This is a genomic window from Agrobacterium sp. DE0009, assembly GCF_007680755.1.
Lineage (GTDB): Bacteria > Pseudomonadota > Alphaproteobacteria > Rhizobiales > Rhizobiaceae > Agrobacterium > Agrobacterium tumefaciens_B.
On sequence record NZ_VEIU01000001.1, the window covers coordinates 83,387 to 98,743 of the forward strand.

At 59.4% G+C, this 15,357-nt stretch carries 17 protein-coding genes; 2 read left to right on the forward strand and 15 right to left on the reverse strand.

Annotated features, from left to right (window positions below):
- Window positions 1-81: 81 nt before the first annotated feature.
- Both grxD and FS804_RS00475 read right to left on the reverse strand, forming a co-directional pair.
- Window positions 82-417 (reverse strand): Grx4 family monothiol glutaredoxin, encoded by a 336-nt coding sequence (gene grxD, locus FS804_RS00470; RefSeq protein ID WP_144573957.1) that lies wholly within the window; start codon window positions 415-417, stop codon window positions 82-84.
- A gap of 144 nt (window positions 418-561) precedes the next feature.
- Window positions 562-810 carry a hypothetical protein gene (locus FS804_RS00475; protein WP_063948705.1) on the reverse strand — a complete coding sequence of 83 codons (249 nt, stop codon included), beginning with the start codon at window positions 808-810 and terminating at the stop codon, window positions 562-564.
- A 110-nt stretch (window positions 811-920) separates the two neighbouring features.
- On the opposite strand from FS804_RS00475, the gene FS804_RS00480 reads away from it, so the two are divergent.
- Window positions 921-2,069 (forward strand): hypothetical protein, encoded by a 1,149-nt coding sequence (locus tag FS804_RS00480; RefSeq protein WP_144573958.1) that lies wholly within the window; start codon window positions 921-923, stop codon window positions 2,067-2,069.
- Window positions 2,070-2,397: 328 nt separating this feature from the next.
- Here FS804_RS00480 and FS804_RS00485 read toward each other — a convergent pair whose 3' ends face one another.
- The 3 genes from FS804_RS00485 to FS804_RS00495 all read right to left on the reverse strand — a co-directional run bounded on the left by FS804_RS00485 (window position 2,398) and on the right by FS804_RS00495 (window position 6,455).
- On the reverse strand, window positions 2,398-2,631 hold the full coding sequence (locus FS804_RS00485; RefSeq protein WP_003516012.1) for a BolA family protein: 234 nt from the start codon (window positions 2,629-2,631) through the stop codon (window positions 2,398-2,400).
- A gap of 16 nt (window positions 2,632-2,647) precedes the next feature.
- Window positions 2,648-4,882, reverse strand: coding sequence for a phosphoribosylformylglycinamidine synthase subunit PurL (purL, locus tag FS804_RS00490; RefSeq protein WP_144573959.1), 2,235 nt, complete (start codon window positions 4,880-4,882; stop codon window positions 2,648-2,650).
- Window positions 4,883-5,036: 154 nt separating this feature from the next.
- Entirely contained in the window at window positions 5,037-6,455 is a 1,419-nt protein-coding gene (locus FS804_RS00495; protein ID WP_144573960.1) for a PLP-dependent aminotransferase family protein, read from the reverse strand.
- Window positions 6,456-6,548: 93 nt separating this feature from the next.
- On the opposite strand from FS804_RS00495, the gene FS804_RS00500 reads away from it, so the two are divergent.
- Window positions 6,549-6,854 carry a DUF1127 domain-containing protein gene (locus FS804_RS00500; RefSeq protein WP_144573961.1) on the forward strand — a complete coding sequence of 102 codons (306 nt, stop codon included), beginning with the start codon at window positions 6,549-6,551 and terminating at the stop codon, window positions 6,852-6,854.
- A gap of 200 nt (window positions 6,855-7,054) precedes the next feature.
- Here FS804_RS00500 and FS804_RS00505 read toward each other — a convergent pair whose 3' ends face one another.
- From FS804_RS00505 to FS804_RS00550, 10 genes are all read right to left on the reverse strand, one after another.
- Window positions 7,055-7,459 carry a hypothetical protein gene (locus FS804_RS00505; protein ID WP_144573962.1) on the reverse strand — a complete coding sequence of 135 codons (405 nt, stop codon included), beginning with the start codon at window positions 7,457-7,459 and terminating at the stop codon, window positions 7,055-7,057.
- A 78-nt stretch (window positions 7,460-7,537) separates the two neighbouring features.
- Entirely contained in the window at window positions 7,538-8,209 is a 672-nt protein-coding gene (gene purQ, locus FS804_RS00510; protein WP_144573963.1) for a phosphoribosylformylglycinamidine synthase subunit PurQ, read from the reverse strand.
- A gap of 19 nt (window positions 8,210-8,228) precedes the next feature.
- Window positions 8,229-8,471: a phosphoribosylformylglycinamidine synthase subunit PurS gene (gene purS, locus FS804_RS00515; protein ID WP_006314096.1), complete on the reverse strand. Its 243-nt coding sequence runs from the start codon at window positions 8,469-8,471 to the stop codon at window positions 8,229-8,231.
- A 53-nt stretch (window positions 8,472-8,524) separates the two neighbouring features.
- Window positions 8,525-9,289, reverse strand: a complete 765-nt coding sequence (purC, locus tag FS804_RS00520) for a phosphoribosylaminoimidazolesuccinocarboxamide synthase (RefSeq protein ID WP_063948719.1) — start codon at window positions 9,287-9,289, stop codon at window positions 8,525-8,527.
- A gap of 192 nt (window positions 9,290-9,481) precedes the next feature.
- The gene (locus tag FS804_RS00525) at window positions 9,482-10,045 is read right to left on the reverse strand and encodes an alpha/beta hydrolase (protein WP_144573964.1); all 564 of its coding nucleotides are present in this window, start codon (window positions 10,043-10,045) and stop codon (window positions 9,482-9,484) included.
- An 80-nt stretch (window positions 10,046-10,125) separates the two neighbouring features.
- Window positions 10,126-11,433 carry an adenylosuccinate lyase gene (gene purB / locus FS804_RS00530; RefSeq protein ID WP_144573965.1) on the reverse strand — a complete coding sequence of 436 codons (1,308 nt, stop codon included), beginning with the start codon at window positions 11,431-11,433 and terminating at the stop codon, window positions 10,126-10,128.
- 60 nt (window positions 11,434-11,493) lie between these two features.
- A complete protein-coding gene (locus FS804_RS00535; protein WP_144573966.1) occupies window positions 11,494-12,018 on the reverse strand; it encodes a hypothetical protein in 525 nt (174 codons plus the stop codon).
- A 44-nt stretch (window positions 12,019-12,062) separates the two neighbouring features.
- Window positions 12,063-12,740 carry a ribulose-phosphate 3-epimerase gene (rpe, locus tag FS804_RS00540; protein ID WP_063948726.1) on the reverse strand — a complete coding sequence of 226 codons (678 nt, stop codon included), beginning with the start codon at window positions 12,738-12,740 and terminating at the stop codon, window positions 12,063-12,065.
- A gap of 130 nt (window positions 12,741-12,870) precedes the next feature.
- Complete coding sequence (locus tag FS804_RS00545; protein WP_186376720.1) at window positions 12,871-13,998, reverse strand: branched-chain amino acid ABC transporter substrate-binding protein; 1,128 nt, start codon at window positions 13,996-13,998, stop codon at window positions 12,871-12,873.
- Between the two features lie 896 nt (window positions 13,999-14,894).
- Complete coding sequence (locus FS804_RS00550) at window positions 14,895-15,353, reverse strand: NUDIX domain-containing protein (protein ID WP_144573967.1); 459 nt, start codon at window positions 15,351-15,353, stop codon at window positions 14,895-14,897.
- Window positions 15,354-15,357 lie beyond the last annotated feature (4 nt).

A 15,357-nucleotide genomic window follows, 5' to 3' on the forward strand; every position in this document is an offset into this window, starting at 1 on the left:
AAAGAACGGCAAAGGCGTTGCATGAAGCAACGCCTGGCATAATTTCTGACAATCAGGGTGGGCCGGATGAACCGGCCGAAATCAGGCCGCGCCGCGGACGCTGATACCCTGTTCTTGGAAGTGGCTCTGCAATTCGCCGGACTGGAACATCTCTCTCACGATGTCACAGCCACCAACGAACTCACCCTTGACGTAGAGCTGCGGGATGGTTGGCCAGTTGGAATAGTCCTTGATGCCCTGACGGAGGTCGCCATCGGCCAGCACGTTGATACCCTTGTATTCAACGCCGAGATAATCGAGAATCTGTACCACCTGGCCGGAAAAACCGCATTGCGGAAACTGCGGGGTGCCCTTCATGAAAAGAACGATATCGTTGCTCTTCACTTCGCTGTCGATCATGTCGTGAATGCCGCTCATAGGCCTATTCCTTTCACATGCGGTTCAAGGCCGCTGCTTTCTGTTAGCCTCTAAATAACATGTCGCGGCGCGATTTCCACCCGGAAAGCATAAAAAATACGTCTCCGTCGCATGACAAGACAGGCTAAATCCGACCCGCAGCTTTTATTTGTACCGCTGCCGGCTTCGGGCCGCTGCGGTGCGCCTTTTGCTCACCTGTTTGCGGGCTGGCTTCGGTTTAACCGCGGCCTTGATCGCGGCTTCCAGTACGGAACCGAGGATACCGCCGGCCGCCGAGCCGGTGCTTTTCGTCCGGCGCGCGCGGCGCGTCTTGCGAATGCCGGTCTTGGTCAGCACTTCGGCGAGAGCGCCTTTTACGACGCCGTTGAGCAATTGATCGACGATGCCAGACAAATTTCCCTCGCCATTAAATAAACCATATTTCCGTCGCGTTTTTTACTATACGTGCATCGCCCACTGTATCAAGCGATCCTTTCGGGTGTCTCGAGCCTGAAGGTTTATGCATGCCGCGCGTCAAGTCACGCCTCGTACTTTATTTCCCCGGTTTCGATCCACTCGATGCGGCGGCCCACCATTTGAGGTATCAAAGGGCTGCGACGCTTGCCGGCAAGACGTGGGATGTCAATTATACCGTGGGGCCGGTTGAAAGCAGGCCTGCGGGGCAGGCGTTCACCGTGGGGGCTGCGGCAGGTGACTGGCAGACGCAGTCCGATATTTTCGTCTATGACCATAACGACGTCATATCCGAGCTGCGGGCTGCGCCCGTCTGGCGGCAGATCTGGCTCGGTTTCAAAGCCGGCGCAGGCATCATCGCCGAGGGCGGCGCCGGCCGCTATCTGCGCCACGCCTGGCGGTTTGGCCTGTTCTTCATCTTCCCGTTTCTGCTGATGCTGACAGGTGCCGCGCTTGCGGTGAGCATTGCACTTTCCCCCTGGCTTTTCGATTTGCCGTTCTGGCTCTTTATAATCAGCATTCCAGCGGCTGCCCTGTTTTTCGTCAAAGCCTTTCTGCCATTTGCGGAGCGGTTTCACACCCTGCATCTTTACGCGGACTGGCGCTTTGCGCTCGCGGTCGGCCGCGATGAACCGATTGCGCGAAACTGGATCGAGGCGAGGGCGGTGCTTGTCTTGAAGGCGCTCGAGCAGCCAACGGATGAGGTTCTGGTCGTATCGCACAGCATGGGGGCCAGTCTGGCGCTCGCCGTCATCGGCCGCGCGCTGGAACTGAAGCCCGATGCGCTCGATGGCCGCAAGCTGTCATTCGCGACGCTGGGTGGCGCGGCTTTGCAATGCGCGTTCCTGTCCAGCGCCACGCGGCTAAGGGAGAGCGTGGGCGCAATTGCGCGTCACCCTGAGGTGACATGGTTTGATATCCAGTGTCTGACCGATCCGATCCATCTTTATCGCTGTAACACGGTGGCGCTGACGGGGCACCGCGACGCACCGCAGCCGAAGATCGTGCCGATCCGTTTCAAGCATTCGCTTTCGCCGGAGCGGTACAAAAAGAACAAGCGCAATTTCCTGCGCATGCATCGGCAATATGTGCTGGGGCCGGACCGAAAGTCGGGTTACGACTTTACCCTGCTGACGGCGGGCCCCCTGCCTGCCGCATCCTTTGCCGACCTCGACTCTCAGACGCCGCCTGTTCTTTAGAGTGTTTCGGTCTTTTCGAAAGCGGAGCGCGGTGTTCGAGTTCCCCCTTGCTCTCTCCGTCGTGCGAAGTCCCCTTGGCGGAAACAAGTTTCCCCGTCGCGCAGACGCGCGTCGGCTGAATTGCGGCTCCGGGCCGAAATGACTGTTGTAAGAGGCTGGCCCATGCAACTACCATTGAGGCAGCGACTGCAACTCGCAGAAAAAGCAGAGCGTCTAAAAGTAACGATGACATCTGACAGAAAAAGGCCCGCGTGAGAGCGTCACGCGGGCCTTTTTAATCCTCAGGTCTATGAGCCGATCGGACAGAAAACCGCGAATGACAGCATCGTCATTCCGGCGCCGAGGTCTGCAGGGCGAGGGCGTGCAGAACGCCGCCCATATTGCCCTTCAGCGCGTCATAGACCATCTGGTGCTGTTGCACGCGGGTCTTGCCCTTGAATGCATCTGCCACGACTTCCGCCGCGTAATGATCGCCATCACCGGCCAGATCGCGGATCGTGACCTTTGCCCCGGGAATTCCCGCCTTAATCATGTCTTCAATGTCGCCGGGTTTCATGGGCATGGTGTTTCTCCTTAATTCATTCTGCGGCGACTAGAGTTTCGCCGTCCATGAACTGAGGGAACCACGATTCATAGGCCGAGTGCAATTCTTTAATCTCGACGGCGCGCGCCGTGCCCAGCTTTACAGCGGAGCCGCCGGTAACGCCGATGTTGGCGCAGGAAACGCCTGCCGCCTTGGCGGCCGCCTGCACCTTGTCGAGATCAGTTTTCTTGACGGTGAGGACGTAACGGCCCTGGTCTTCGCCATAGAAGGTGAGGACCGGGTTGTGGCCTTCGACCGCATCGATAGTCGCGCCGATGCCGGAGGCAATCGCCATCTCTGCAACGGCGAGGGCGAGGCCACCGGACGAGCAATCGTGAACGGCGGTGGCGAGGCCATCGGTGATGACGCCACGCACGAAATCGCCGTTCTTCTTTTCGGCGTCGAGATCGACATGCGGCGCCGGGCCATCGGTACGGCCGTGAATGTCACGCATGTACACCGACTGCGCGATGTGGGTGCCGAGGCCGGCAGGCGCACCAACAAGCAGCACTGCTTCGTCAGCGGCGGCAAACCGGATGCGCGCCATACGGCCCCAATCCTTCAGGAGGCCAACGCCGCCGATGGTGGGGGTGGGCAGGATCGCCTGGCCATTGGTCTCGTTATAGAGCGAGACGTTGCCGGAAACGATCGGGAATTCCAGCACGCGGCAGGCTTCGCCGATGCCCTTGATGGCATGGACCAGCTGGCTCATGATTTCAGGCTTTTCCGGATTGCCGAAATTGAGGTTGTCGGTGGCCGCGAGCGGCAGGGCGCCGGTTGCGGTAATGTTGCGCCAGCATTCGGCGACGGCCTGCTTGCCGCCCTCGAAGGGATCAGCCTCGACATAACGCGGGGTGACGTCGGAGGAGAAGGCGAGCGCCTTCTTGTCATGGCCTTCGACGCGGACCACACCGGCGTCGCCGCCCGGCAGCTGCAAGGAGTTGCCCTGGATCAGCGTGTCATACTGCTCGTAGACCCAGCGGCGCGAGGAATTGTTGGCCGAACCGACGAGCGATACCAGCGCGTCGGCGATATCGGCAGCGGGGACGTCGTTTTCCGCAAGTGGGGCGGGCACCTTCGCCGGTGTCCACGGTCGGTCATATTCGGGAGCCTGATCGCCCAGTTCCTTGATCGGCAGGTTAGCGACTTCCTCGCCATTGTGAATGACGCGGAAACGCAGGTCGTCGGTGGTCTTGCCGACGATGGCGAAGTCCAGACCCCATTTCACGAAGATCGCCTTGGCGACTTCTTCCTTGGAGGGCTCGAGAACCATGAGCATGCGCTCCTGGCTTTCGGACAGCATCATTTCGTAAGCTGTCATGCGCTCTTCACGAACTGGCACGGCATTGAGGTCAATTTCGATACCGAGATCGCCTTTTGCGCCCATTTCCACGGCCGAGCAGGTGAGGCCGGCGGCACCCATGTCCTGAATGGCGATGACCGCACCGGTCTTCATCAGCTCAAGGCAGGCTTCCAGCAGGCACTTTTCGGTGAAGGGGTCGCCGACCTGAACGGTCGGGCGCTTCTCTTCGATCGATTCGTCAAATTCGGCCGACGCCATGGTCGCGCCGCCGACGCCGTCGCGGCCGGTCTTTGCACCAAGATAGACCACTGGCAGGCCCACACCCTTGGCTTCCGAGAGGAAGATCGCGTCTGACTTGGCAAGACCGGCGGCGAAGGCGTTGACGAGGATATTGCCGTTATAACGCGGATCGAATTCTACCTCGCCGCCGACCGTCGGCACGCCGAAGGAGTTGCCGTAGCCGCCAACACCGGCAACGACGCCAGCCACGAGGTGGCGGGTCTTCGGATGGTCGGGCGCGCCGAAACGCAGCGCGTTCATGGCGGCAATCGGGCGTGCACCCATGGTGAAGACGTCGCGCAGAATGCCGCCGACGCCGGTCGCCGCACCCTGATAGGGCTCGATATAGGACGGGTGATTGTGGCTCTCCATCTTGAAGACAACGCAGTCACCATCGTCGATATCGACAACGCCGGCGTTTTCGCCGGGGCCCTGAATGACCCGCGGGCCCTTGGTGGGCAGGGTCTTCAGCCACTTCTTGGACGACTTGTAAGAGCAGTGCTCGTTCCACATGGCCGAGAAGATGCCAAGCTCGGTGAAGCTGGGCTCCCGTCCGATCAGGTCGAGGATACGCTGGTATTCGTCGGGCTTCAGCCCGTGGGATGCAACGAGTTCCGGGGTGATCTTGATGGAGTTTGAGATAGACATAGGTCTCACGCGGTTCGAGCCGAGGAAAGTTTCCGGTTCTTTAGCGCAAGAGGCTCAATGGTGCGACAGGAAAATGCGCCTGTTTGCTGGCTAAAGATGGGTTTTTGCCGTTATTCCACGGCCGTGTCCGGTCTTTTGCCAGCGACGGGCCGGGTCACGCAACGCTCTCATAACCGGCGGAGCCGTTGTCGAGCAGGTGCCGCAGGATGCCAAGGGCACGGGTCAACTCTTGCTGGTTCGAGGGGCCGGACAGGCTGACGCGCACGCGGTGGAAAACCTTGTCCGTTCGGCCGGCCTTGAACTCATCCTCGTCGTCGATCAGCACCCCTTCTTTCATCGCCGCATTGCGGAAGGTACCGGAAAGCCAGGGTTCGGGCAGTCTCAGCCACAGAAAGGCGATATCCGGCAGCGAGTTGAACTCCAGCCCGGCAAAAGCCTCGCAGGCAATCGCTTCCCGCTGGTTGATCTCGGCGAGACAGTCCTTGCGAATATCATGGGCGTCGCCGCTATTGACGAGGCGTGCATTCAGTTCCGCCAGCATGAAGGGCAGGCCGCCCGTCAGCATCGAGTGGGAGATGCGGATGCGCGACGAATATTGCGCCGGGCAGGCGACCCAGCCGCCACGCACGCCGGCGGCGACGGATTTCGACAGGCCGCCGACCACGAAGGTGATGTCGGGTGCGAACTCAGCGATCAGGGGGATCGCCTCGCGCGTCATTGCACCGTAGAGATTGTCCTCGACGATCCAGACGCCGTATCGACGGGCGATGTCGGCAATTGCGCGGCGGCGGTCTTCCGGCAGGGTGGCGCAGGTCGGGTTCTGACCCGCAGACATCAGGAAGATCATCTTGGGATGCTGCTGCGCGCAGACCCGTTCAAAATCCTCGGGGATGATGCCGTTCTCATCCGCATCGACCAATGTCATCCGCCTTCCGGCAAGGGCGGCGCTGCGGCTGATATGGGAATAGGTGACCTGTTCGAAGACGATGCGGTCGCCCGGGGCGGTCATGGCCGTCACCACACTCATGACCGCCGCGTGGGCGCCCAGCGTCGAGACGATGTTTTCCGGCTTCGGCGTCCATCCGTTTTGTGAAAGCCAGCGAGCGCCGGCCTTACACCAGTTATCCGGGAAGGAGCGGGCGTAATTGGTGATGTCATAACCATGTTCGCGCGTCAGTGCCTCAACATGACGGGCGATCACCACGCTCTGGCCGACATCCGGCGCGGCCGTCGTGTTCAGGCGATATTCGCCGGTGGCCTCGATGGCATGACGGGTGCTGCCGAAGGCGGAGGCGACCTGCTCCATTGAAGACGAGGGTGCCGGCGTCTTGCGTTCGTTGACATAGGTTCCGCGACCGACTTCGCCGCTGACGAGGCCGCGTTCGTGTATCAGCGCATAAGCGCGGCTGATTGTGCCGATTGTCACCCCAAGATCGTAGGCGAGGTTGCGCTGGGGTGGCAATTTCGCGCCAGCCTGCAGCGTACCATCGGAAATCGCGCCTTCGATGCTGTCGGCAAGGCGCAGATAAATCGGGCCGTCGCCCTCGGTGATATCGGGAAGCCAATTTGTCATGGTGACAATTTATGCATTGTATCTGCGTCAAAGTCAATTGTATTTATTGTCTGCATTGATTGAAGGTCAACGAACGGAGACAATAGGTGCAATATGCGCAAGATGGATCAATACCTTTCGACAGCGGATACGCTTTATCCTGATGGCTACGAACGGGAACGCGTGTTTCGCGATGCCGGCGACATGGTCGCACCGGCGCCGTATCCGGCCAAGATCGCCCGCACGCTCATTGGTCGCATGATTGCGGGCATGTTGAACTGGCAACAGAAACGGCGGGGACGGCTCGCATTGCGAGAATTGTCTGACGATCTTCTGGAAGATATCGGCATTTCACGCGAGGAGGCGTCTCGCGAGGCCGCAAAGTCCAAGCTTCTTTCCTGGCCAACACGATCGTTTTGATTTTTGTCGGAGTGCGGCGCCTTCTTTCCCCGGCGCCATCAGCCATTCGGCAGCCCGCCACGCCAATCCCAACCGGCGTTGGCGGGTTTTTTTATGGGCTATCACGGTACACGGCAAGGGCCGCAGCCGCTTCCCGTCCTTCCCAGGACAGCCGTGTAACAAGACCGAGGATGACGTCTTTGATGTAGGCGTATGCGAAATCAGCAGCCCTTGCCGCCGTTCGCCCAGCGCTTGACGTCGGTTGCGATGCGGCCGGACATGGGTTCGTTCATGACGGGACCGAAGGCGTCGAGCTTTGCCGGGTTGCCCTCGGCCTGCACCACAAGCATGGGGCGCGATTCCGGGCTGTTGCGCGGCACGAGCAGAATGCGCGGACGGCCGGAGAAGGAGTTGAGTTCAGGCGCCAGACGATAGGCCTTGAAGGCGGGGTCACCCGACTTGAACCAGCAGGCATTGGCGCCGAGCGCGATCCGCTCCATGGTGGGGAGGGCCGCGCGCGAGACCGAGCTTGTCGGCTGTGGTTTCGGCTGACAGGCGGCCAGGGTCGCTGCGGCCAGAAACAGTCCGGTCGCCTTGAGGGCATTCGATCGAAGAGCATAAGACATCAGGTTATCCAGAAGAGAGGGCCAAAACGACGCCGTCAGCCGGCATCAAAAAAGGCGGGCTTGAGGCCCGCCCGTCTGTCAGGCTGCGATGACGCCAAGCGCCGAAGCAAAGAGGCCGCGGCCGTCATTGCCGCCGTGCGCAGCTTCGATCAGGTTTTCCGGGTGTGGCATCATGCCAAGAACGTTGCCTTTGGTGTTGATGACGCCGGCAATGTCGTTCAGCGAGCCGTTGGGGTTGGTGCCCTCTGCATAACGGAACACGACCTGGCCGTTGCCTTCAACCGACTTCAACTCATCCGTATCGAGGAAATAGTTGCCGTCATGATGGGCGACGGGGCAGCGCAGAATCTGGCCCTTGTCATAGGCGCGGGTGAATTCGGTGTCGTTATTGGTGACTTCGAGCTTCACTTCACGGCAGACGAATTTCAGCGAGGCATTCCGCATCAAAGCACCTGGCAGCATGCCGGCTTCGACCAGAATCTGGAAGCCGTTGCAGACGCCGAGAACCTTGACGCCTTTTTCGGCCTTTTCGCGGATGGCCTGCATGACCGGCATGCGGGCGGCGATCGCGCCGCAGCGCAGATAATCGCCGTAAGAGAAGCCGCCGGGAATGACGATCAGGTCGACATCGGGAATGTCCGTTTCCGTCTGCCAGATGGTGACAGGCGCCTGACCGGAGATTTTCGTGAGAGCCGCGATCATGTCGCGGTCGCGGTTGAGGCCGGGAAGTTGGACGACAGCGGATTTCATGGACGGCGGCTCCTGGAGCTTAGAGAATGCTGATGGCGTAGTTTTCGATGACCGTATTGGCCAGCAGCTTTTCGCACATTGCCTTCAGGTCGGTTTCGGCCTTGGCCTTGTCGGCGCCTTCCAGTTCCAGATCGAAGACCTTGCCCTGACGGACGTGGCCGACGCCATCAAAACCGAGGCTGCCGAGCGCGCCTTCGATTGCCTTGCCCTGCGGATCGAGAACGCCGTTCTTCAGCGTAACAGTCACCCGTGCCTTGATCACCTGATCTTCTCCTGATTTACCCTACGAGACCAATATTATTTCACGAGCCGATATTACTTCACCAGAACAGGGCCGGTGCCGCGGATCGGTTCGTTTTCATTGATGATGCCGAGACGGCGCGCCACTTCGGAATAGGCTTCCACAAGCCCGCCCATGTCGCGACGGAAGAGGTCCTTGTCCATCTTTTTCTGGGTCTCGATGTCCCAGAGACGGCAGCTGTCGGGCGAAATCTCATCGGCGAGGATGATGCGCATCATATCGCCTTCGAACAGCCGCCCGCACTCGATCTTGAAATCGACGAGCTGGATGCCGACGCCGAGGAAAAGGCCGGATAGGAAGTCGTTGACGCGGATGGCAAGCGCCATGATGTCGTCAAGCTCGGCGGGGTTGGCCCAGCCGAACGCCGTGATGTGCTCTTCTGAGACCATCGGGTCTTCGAGCTCATCCGACTTGTAATAGAACTCGATGATCGAGCGCGGCAGCACCACGCCTTCCTCGATGCCGAGGCGCTTGGAGAGCGAGCCGGCTGCGACATTGCGCACGACGACTTCAAGCGGGATCATCTCCACTTCCTTGATCAACTGCTCGCGCATGTTGAGGCGGCGGATGAAGTGGGTGGGAATGCCAATCTTGTTCAGATGCGTGAACACATATTCGGAAATGCGATTGTTCAGCACGCCCTTGCCGTCGATGACTTCGTGCTTCTTCTTGTTGAAGGCGGTCGCATCGTCCTTGAAGAACTGGATAAGCGTGCCTGGCTCCGGACCCTCATAAAGGATCTTGGCCTTGCCTTCGTAAATACGGCGGCGACGGTTCATGATAGCAGGTCTCTTGGTTGACGCCGATTCTGGTGGCGTTGCGTTTTGTCTTTGAAGCGGTCCCATAAAGGAAAAGCATGCATTCTACAATGCGGCTGGCATATTTCCCTTCAATTCTTGTATCAGCGTCGGAGGCCGCTTCGGCTTCATCAAATAGGCGCGGGCAGGGCCGATGGTAACCTGCCTCTGTCCTCAGGGCTCAACCGCCTTCAGGCGGCTCAGGAACTGGGCGAAGACCATGCCGCCTTCCGGCCATGGCCCATGGCCGGATTCGGCATTGATATGGCCCGACATGCCGGCATCGATGAGCAATGAGCCCCAGGCGGCTGCGATGTCATCGGCGTGTTCGTAGGAGCCGAAGGGATCGTTGCGGCTGGCGATGGTGATCGTCGGAAAGGGCAGCGGATCGCGCGGGTAAGGCCCGAAGGTCATCAGGTGCTTCGGCCGGATGTCCGGATTGGCGACATCAGGCGGCGCAACGAGAAGCGCGCCCGATACTTTCTTACCGATTTCGGGCAGGGCATGGATCACGGTCGGAACGCCGAGCGAATGGGCGACGAGGACGACTGGCTTGCTGGAGGCACTGACCTCTTCGACCAGCCGGGCGACCCAATCTTCCTTTACGGGTTTCGACCATTCCGCCTGCTCGACACGGCGGGCGGTGGAGAGCTTGCGCTCCCAGCGGCTCTGCCAGTGGTCGGGGCCGGAATTGGTGTAACCGGGGACGATCAGGATATCTGCTTCTGAAACTTTCATGCGCCCATATCTGTGTTGTGATGCCGCCGCGATCAAGGCCGCGGCGGCATTAACGTCAAGTCTCGAGGTCGGTGCAAGTCTCAGGCGTTGCCGAAGACGCGGGTGAAGATCGTGTCGACATGCTTGGTGTGGTAGCCAAGGTCGAATTTTTCCCGGATGACCGCTTCAGGCAGAGCAGCGCGCACTTCCTCGTCGCCCAGCAGTTCCTCAAGGAAGTCCGCACCCTGTTCCCAGACCTTCATGGCGTTGCGCTGGACCAGACGATAAGCGTCTTCGCGCGATACGCCAGCCTGCGTCAGCGCCAGGAGAACGCGCTGCGAATGGACGAGACCGCGGAACTTGTTCATGTTCTTCAACATGTTGTCCGGGTAGATCACCAGCTTTTCGATGACGCCGGCCAGACGGTTCAATGCGAAGTCCAGAGTGACAGTCGTGTCTGGGCCGATCGCGCGCTCGACCGAGGAGTGGCTGATGTCGCGCTCGTGCCAGAGGGCAACGTTTTCCATGGCCGGAACGACCGACATGCGCACCAGGCGGGCAAGGCCCGTGAGGTTTTCAGTGAGAACCGGGTTACGCTTGTGCGGCATCGCCGACGAGCCCTTCTGGCCGGGAGAGAAGAACTCTTCCGCTTCCAGAACCTCGGTGCGCTGCATGTGGCGGATTTCGATGGCGACGTTTTCGATCGACGAGGCGATGACGCCAAGCGTCGCGAAGAACATGGCGTGACGGTCACGCGGGATGACCTGCGTCGAAACCGGCTCCGGGATAAGGCCGAGCTTTGCGCAGACATGTTCCTCGACGCGCGGGTCGATATTGGCGAAGGTGCCGACGGCGCCGGAGATCGCGCCGGTGGCGATTTCCGCGCGGGCATTCACGAGGCGCTCACGGTTGCGGTGCATCTCGGCATAAAAGCGGGCAAAGGTCAGGCCCATGGTTGTCGGCTCGGCATGGATGCCGTGGCTGCGGCCGATGCGCACCGTGTTCTTGTGTTCGAAGGCGCGGGTCTTCAGCGCGGCGAGTACGCGGTCCATGTCGGCGAGCAGTAGATCGGCGGCGCGCACGAGCTGGATGTTGAGCGTGGTATCGAGCACATCCGACGAGGTCATGCCCTGATGGACGAAACGGCTGTCGGGACCGACAAATTCTGCGAGATGGGTAAGGAAGGCGATGACGTCGTGCTTGGTCACGGCTTCGATCTCGTCGATGCGGGCGACATCGAAGGTGGCGCTGCCGCCCTTTTCCCAGATGGTCTGGGCTGCCGACTTCGGAATGACGCCGAGTTCGGCCAGCGCGTCACAGGCATGCGCCTCGATCTCGAACCAGATGCGGAACTTTGTTTCCGGCGACCAGATGGCGACCATTTCCGGTCGGGAGTAACGAGGGATCATGGCAATGACTTTCTTAGTGGAGGAAATTTGCTGCCCGTTTAGCAAAGTGTTCCGCTAATCTCAATCTATCAAGCTGCATGGCTTTGCCGCTCGTTGCGCAGGCCGGCAGAGGATTGCGCCGGCGGCCAGGACCGGAACAACAGCAAACGGAAAATAAAGGCCGAGGCCGAGAATTGCGAATTGATAGACTGCGCCGAGCGAGGTGAAGAGCTGCTGGAAGAACCAGATGCGGGACAAGGCCGGTGCGTGCCATTGCGCATAGAACACGCGGTATTCGAAAGCGAACAGCGCTGCCGCAGCGGCGAGCGTGAAAAAAAGGATGACGAGACAGGCCGCCGCAAAACGCAATGGCCGGGGTGTTAAGGCAGGGAGAAAGCGGAGCGCTGTCAGCGCCACAATCCAGCCGAAAAAACCGCCCGCAAAAAAAAGCGTGACGATATCGGCGGTGTGATCGGTTTCCAGCCTGTTGCGGACATAGAGCCCAGCAGCAGCGGATGCAGCTGAACAGACGCCCCAAGCAAACGCGCCGAACAGGATGAACAGAGCCAGCAGCGACTTGTCACGGAAATCCATGCTGCTTTCCATGGCGATCCCCCGACGCCCTGTTGTGCCGCATTCAGCCGGGTGGGTTAGGTCCGTCCGGCTTCCGCTGCCGAGCGCAGCAGGGCGACCGTTTTGCGATAGTCTTCCACACCATCGCCCTTGAAGACCGCCGAACCGGCGACCAGTGCATTGGCTCCGGCGGCAATGATATCACCTGCGGTCTGTGCCGTCACGCCGCCATCCACCTCCAGCTCGATTGGCCGCTGACCGATCATCGCCTTTGCCGCGCGAATCTTGTCGAGCATGGCGGGAATGAACTTCTGACCGCCAAAGCCGGGATTGACGCTCATGATCAGCACGAGATCGACATCATCGAGCACGTTCTCGATGACGGAAAGCGGCGTTGCAGGGTTGAGCGTCACACCGGCCTTGAGGCCAAGTCCGCGAATGGTCTGGAGCGAGCGGTGCAGATGGGGGCCGGCCTCTGCGTGCACGGTGATGCTATCGCACCCGGCCTTGGCGAAGGCCTCGAGATAGGGATCGACGGGAGCAATCATCAGATGGCAATCGAAAAAGGCGTTGCTGTGCGGGCGAAGCGCCTTGATGACATCAGGGCCGAAGGAGATGTTCGGCACGAAATGGCCGTCCATGACGTCGAGATGGATCCAGTCAGCGCCGGCTTCCGTGACATCGGCGACTTCCTGTCCAAGCTTGGCGAAATTCGCAGCCAGAATGGACGGGGCTATGCGGATGGGCAGGGACATGGGGCAAACTCCTCTCGACGCGTTGCGTAAGCTGCCTTTAACACCAAGTATTCCGCTTTGAAACGGCCGGCCGCGGGGTTCTCCGTCGTTTTCAGACGCGTTTCATAGAATTTTTCGACAGGCACGATGTCTATTGTTTTTCGGCCCTGTCCACCGGTTCGAAGCGCTGACCGTTCCAGCGCTGCAGGCGATAGGGATTGTCCTTCAGGTCGTGCGATGCGGTAAAGCCGAGATCGCCGATGACGGTTTTAAAGACGGTGCCGCCAGCCAGGATTTCCGGCGCAGGTTTCGACTGCGCCTGCACGGCCTCTGCAAGCTGGGCGCTCAGTTCGGCCGCGGCATAGGCAGGCAGCACGTAACCCTCGGGCTCGATGCCTGCGCCGCGCAGTTCAGCCGCGACTGCCAGGGCGGAGGGCAATGTGTCATAGGCCGGGCGTGTGACGGCGAGTACACTGGCGGTCAGGGGGACGGGGTTATTGGCGGCATTCATCGCGTCGCCGCCCATGATGGTCATGGCGAGGTTTTCGGATGCGGCGTCCCTTGCGATGATGGCCACGTCGTTGCGCTCCGCGCCGATAAAGACGTGGGAGACGCCGGTGCGCGCCAGCCGCCGGACCAGCGCCACCTGCTGTTCCTGATTGGGCCGCATCGTATCGCTGAACGTCGGCTTCAAGCCGTTTTCCTCCAATACCGAGCGGATGCGATCAACGAGTTCGCGGCTGTAGATCGTGCCATCATCCACCAGCCCTATCGAATGGCCCTTCCAGTCGCGCAGCATGATTTCTGCGATCCGGTCGGATTCGGCCCTGTCCGACGGGGCAAGCCGGAACAGCGGCCAGCCGTATTTCAGTGCGTCTTCCATCAGGATCGGTGCCCGGCTGGAAAGGGTGATCGCGGGTATGCCCGCTGCCTTTAAGGGCGGCAGGACACCCTGAAGCGTCTCGGTGCATAAAAAACCGATCGCAGCAGTGACTTTGGCGGCGACCAGACCATCTGCAATCGCACCGCCGCTACCGTCTTCGCAGCTTTCGTGAATTTCAACGATATCAAGCCCGAGCTTTGCCGCCGCCGCCTTTGCGCCCTGCCGCACCTGCTGGCCGAGAAGCTCGTAAGGACCATTCTGCGGGGCGACGATGCCAATCGATGCCGCGCTCGCTGCGCCCGTAAAGGCAAAACCGGCGATAATCGTTAGCAGGCGAAGTGAAAGCATGACGTGATCGAAATCCTGTTGTCCCGGCTTGATGTTTATCGGCAACAGCAGGTTTTCCAAAGAAAAAATACGCCGATATCCCAGACATTCGCCCGAAGCACCTTGTCGACAACGTTCCTGGCGGGAACCGGTGCGCGACCGTACGCCGCTTCTCGTTTTCGGCTTCCGCCCTTCAGCGCCACGAGATGTGCGCTTATGGGTGTATCAAAAACTGTCTCGTCCCGGACTACTTAGTGTCTCAGTACGGCTCCAGCAGGTAAATCGACAACTGATAGGATCGGCAATTTGAAGTTGTTTTACTCGCCTGCAAATCAAGCCTTCAATTGCCTTTGATGTGTTTGCCCGCCCAACATTGTACACGTCGTCGTTGGGCCCCTTCATCAGGTTAACGCAAGTACTTATATTGTTTTAGAAAAATAATACCTTCGTGGAATAGAGTATCAATTTGGAAAACATATTAAAGGGCTTCGCGCCCGCTAAGTGCAGATTATAAATATGATAATTAATAACCACTTAGGCAACCCGCTGATATATATTCCAAATACGTAAAGTTTGACACTGCCGGAAGGTTTATCTGGCCGCAATTTTTTCGCTTTTGCAAGCAGATTAGCTTGACGGAAAGTAGATCATTCGTTTAGATGAAGGCGTTTCAGGGGACGACTGAAATTGGCTTTAACGGCCTCGGAAGTGTTCCGGTTATAAGCACTGCCAGACTATATTGCGTTTATATTCTATGTTTTTCATCACGTATGAGCCGCTTCGGGAAACTGAAGCGGCTTTTTACGTTTGGCTAATTCAATCAATTTAAAATTGAGTTGGGCCGGCCTTGTGAAAAAGCCGTTCTTGCTCGCCTGCTTTCCGTAGGAGAGATTTGTCCTGGGAAATGGCTGTCCACCTTCCCCGAGACCGACCATCCAACGGAATTTCCGGCTTTCGCCCCGCGTTCAGAGGGTGGCTTTGTACGGTGTCGCACCGGTGCGTTTCAGCGTTGCGATAGCGTCCCTCGCAAAGGCGGAGAGCGGTTCAGGGAGCTCATCCATATCGAACCATTCAATGGCGGAAAGCTTGTCCGGCTCGGTCAAGGCAGGCTCGCCCTGCGCATCACGTGCAACAAACATCAGCGACACCCAATGGTGACGCTCTTCCTCATTGATATATTCGCTGTGGCAGAGAAAATCGATCTCGCCGATCGTGAGGCCGGTTTCCTCTTCGGCTTCTCGGCGGGCTGCGGCGAGGCAGGTTTCAAGATGATCGACCTTGCCGCCCGGAATACTCCAGTATCCGGCTTCCGGCGCCTTCAAGCGCCGGCAAAGCAGCACGCGGCCGTCCCTGACAATAGCAAGGCCAACACCAACACCCGGAAAATCAAGGCCTGGCTTGGCGGTCGGCGTCATGCTGTCCATCGAT

Bases quoted from the DNA above. Each gene is read 5' to 3' on its own strand.
- grxD (WP_144573957.1), bottom strand. From the start codon at position 417: ATGAGCGGCATTCACGACATGATCGACAGCGAAGTGAAGAGCAACGAT.
- FS804_RS00480 (WP_144573958.1), top strand. From the start codon at position 921: ATGCCGCGCGTCAAGTCACGCCTCGTACTTTATTTCCCCGGTTTCGAT.
- FS804_RS00485 (WP_003516012.1), bottom strand. From the start codon at position 2,631: ATGCCCATGAAACCCGGCGACATTGAAGACATGATTAAGGCGGGAATT.
- purL (WP_144573959.1), bottom strand. From the start codon at position 4,882: ATGTCTATCTCAAACTCCATCAAGATCACCCCGGAACTCGTTGCATCC.
- FS804_RS00495 (WP_144573960.1), bottom strand. From the start codon at position 6,455: ATGACAAATTGGCTTCCCGATATCACCGAGGGCGACGGCCCGATTTAT.
- FS804_RS00500 (WP_144573961.1), top strand. From the start codon at position 6,549: ATGCGCAAGATGGATCAATACCTTTCGACAGCGGATACGCTTTATCCT.
- FS804_RS00505 (WP_144573962.1), bottom strand. From the start codon at position 7,459: ATGTCTTATGCTCTTCGATCGAATGCCCTCAAGGCGACCGGACTGTTT.
- purQ (WP_144573963.1), bottom strand. From the start codon at position 8,209: ATGAAATCCGCTGTCGTCCAACTTCCCGGCCTCAACCGCGACCGCGAC.
- purC (WP_063948719.1), bottom strand. From the start codon at position 9,289: ATGAACCGTCGCCGCCGTATTTACGAAGGCAAGGCCAAGATCCTTTAT.
- FS804_RS00525 (WP_144573964.1), bottom strand. From the start codon at position 10,045: ATGAAAGTTTCAGAAGCAGATATCCTGATCGTCCCCGGTTACACCAAT.
- purB (WP_144573965.1), bottom strand. From the start codon at position 11,433: ATGATCCCTCGTTACTCCCGACCGGAAATGGTCGCCATCTGGTCGCCG.
- FS804_RS00535 (WP_144573966.1), bottom strand. From the start codon at position 12,018: ATGGAAAGCAGCATGGATTTCCGTGACAAGTCGCTGCTGGCTCTGTTC.
- rpe (WP_063948726.1), bottom strand. From the start codon at position 12,740: ATGTCCCTGCCCATCCGCATAGCCCCGTCCATTCTGGCTGCGAATTTC.
- FS804_RS00550 (WP_144573967.1), bottom strand. From the start codon at position 15,353: ATGGACAGCATGACGCCGACCGCCAAGCCAGGCCTTGATTTTCCGGGT.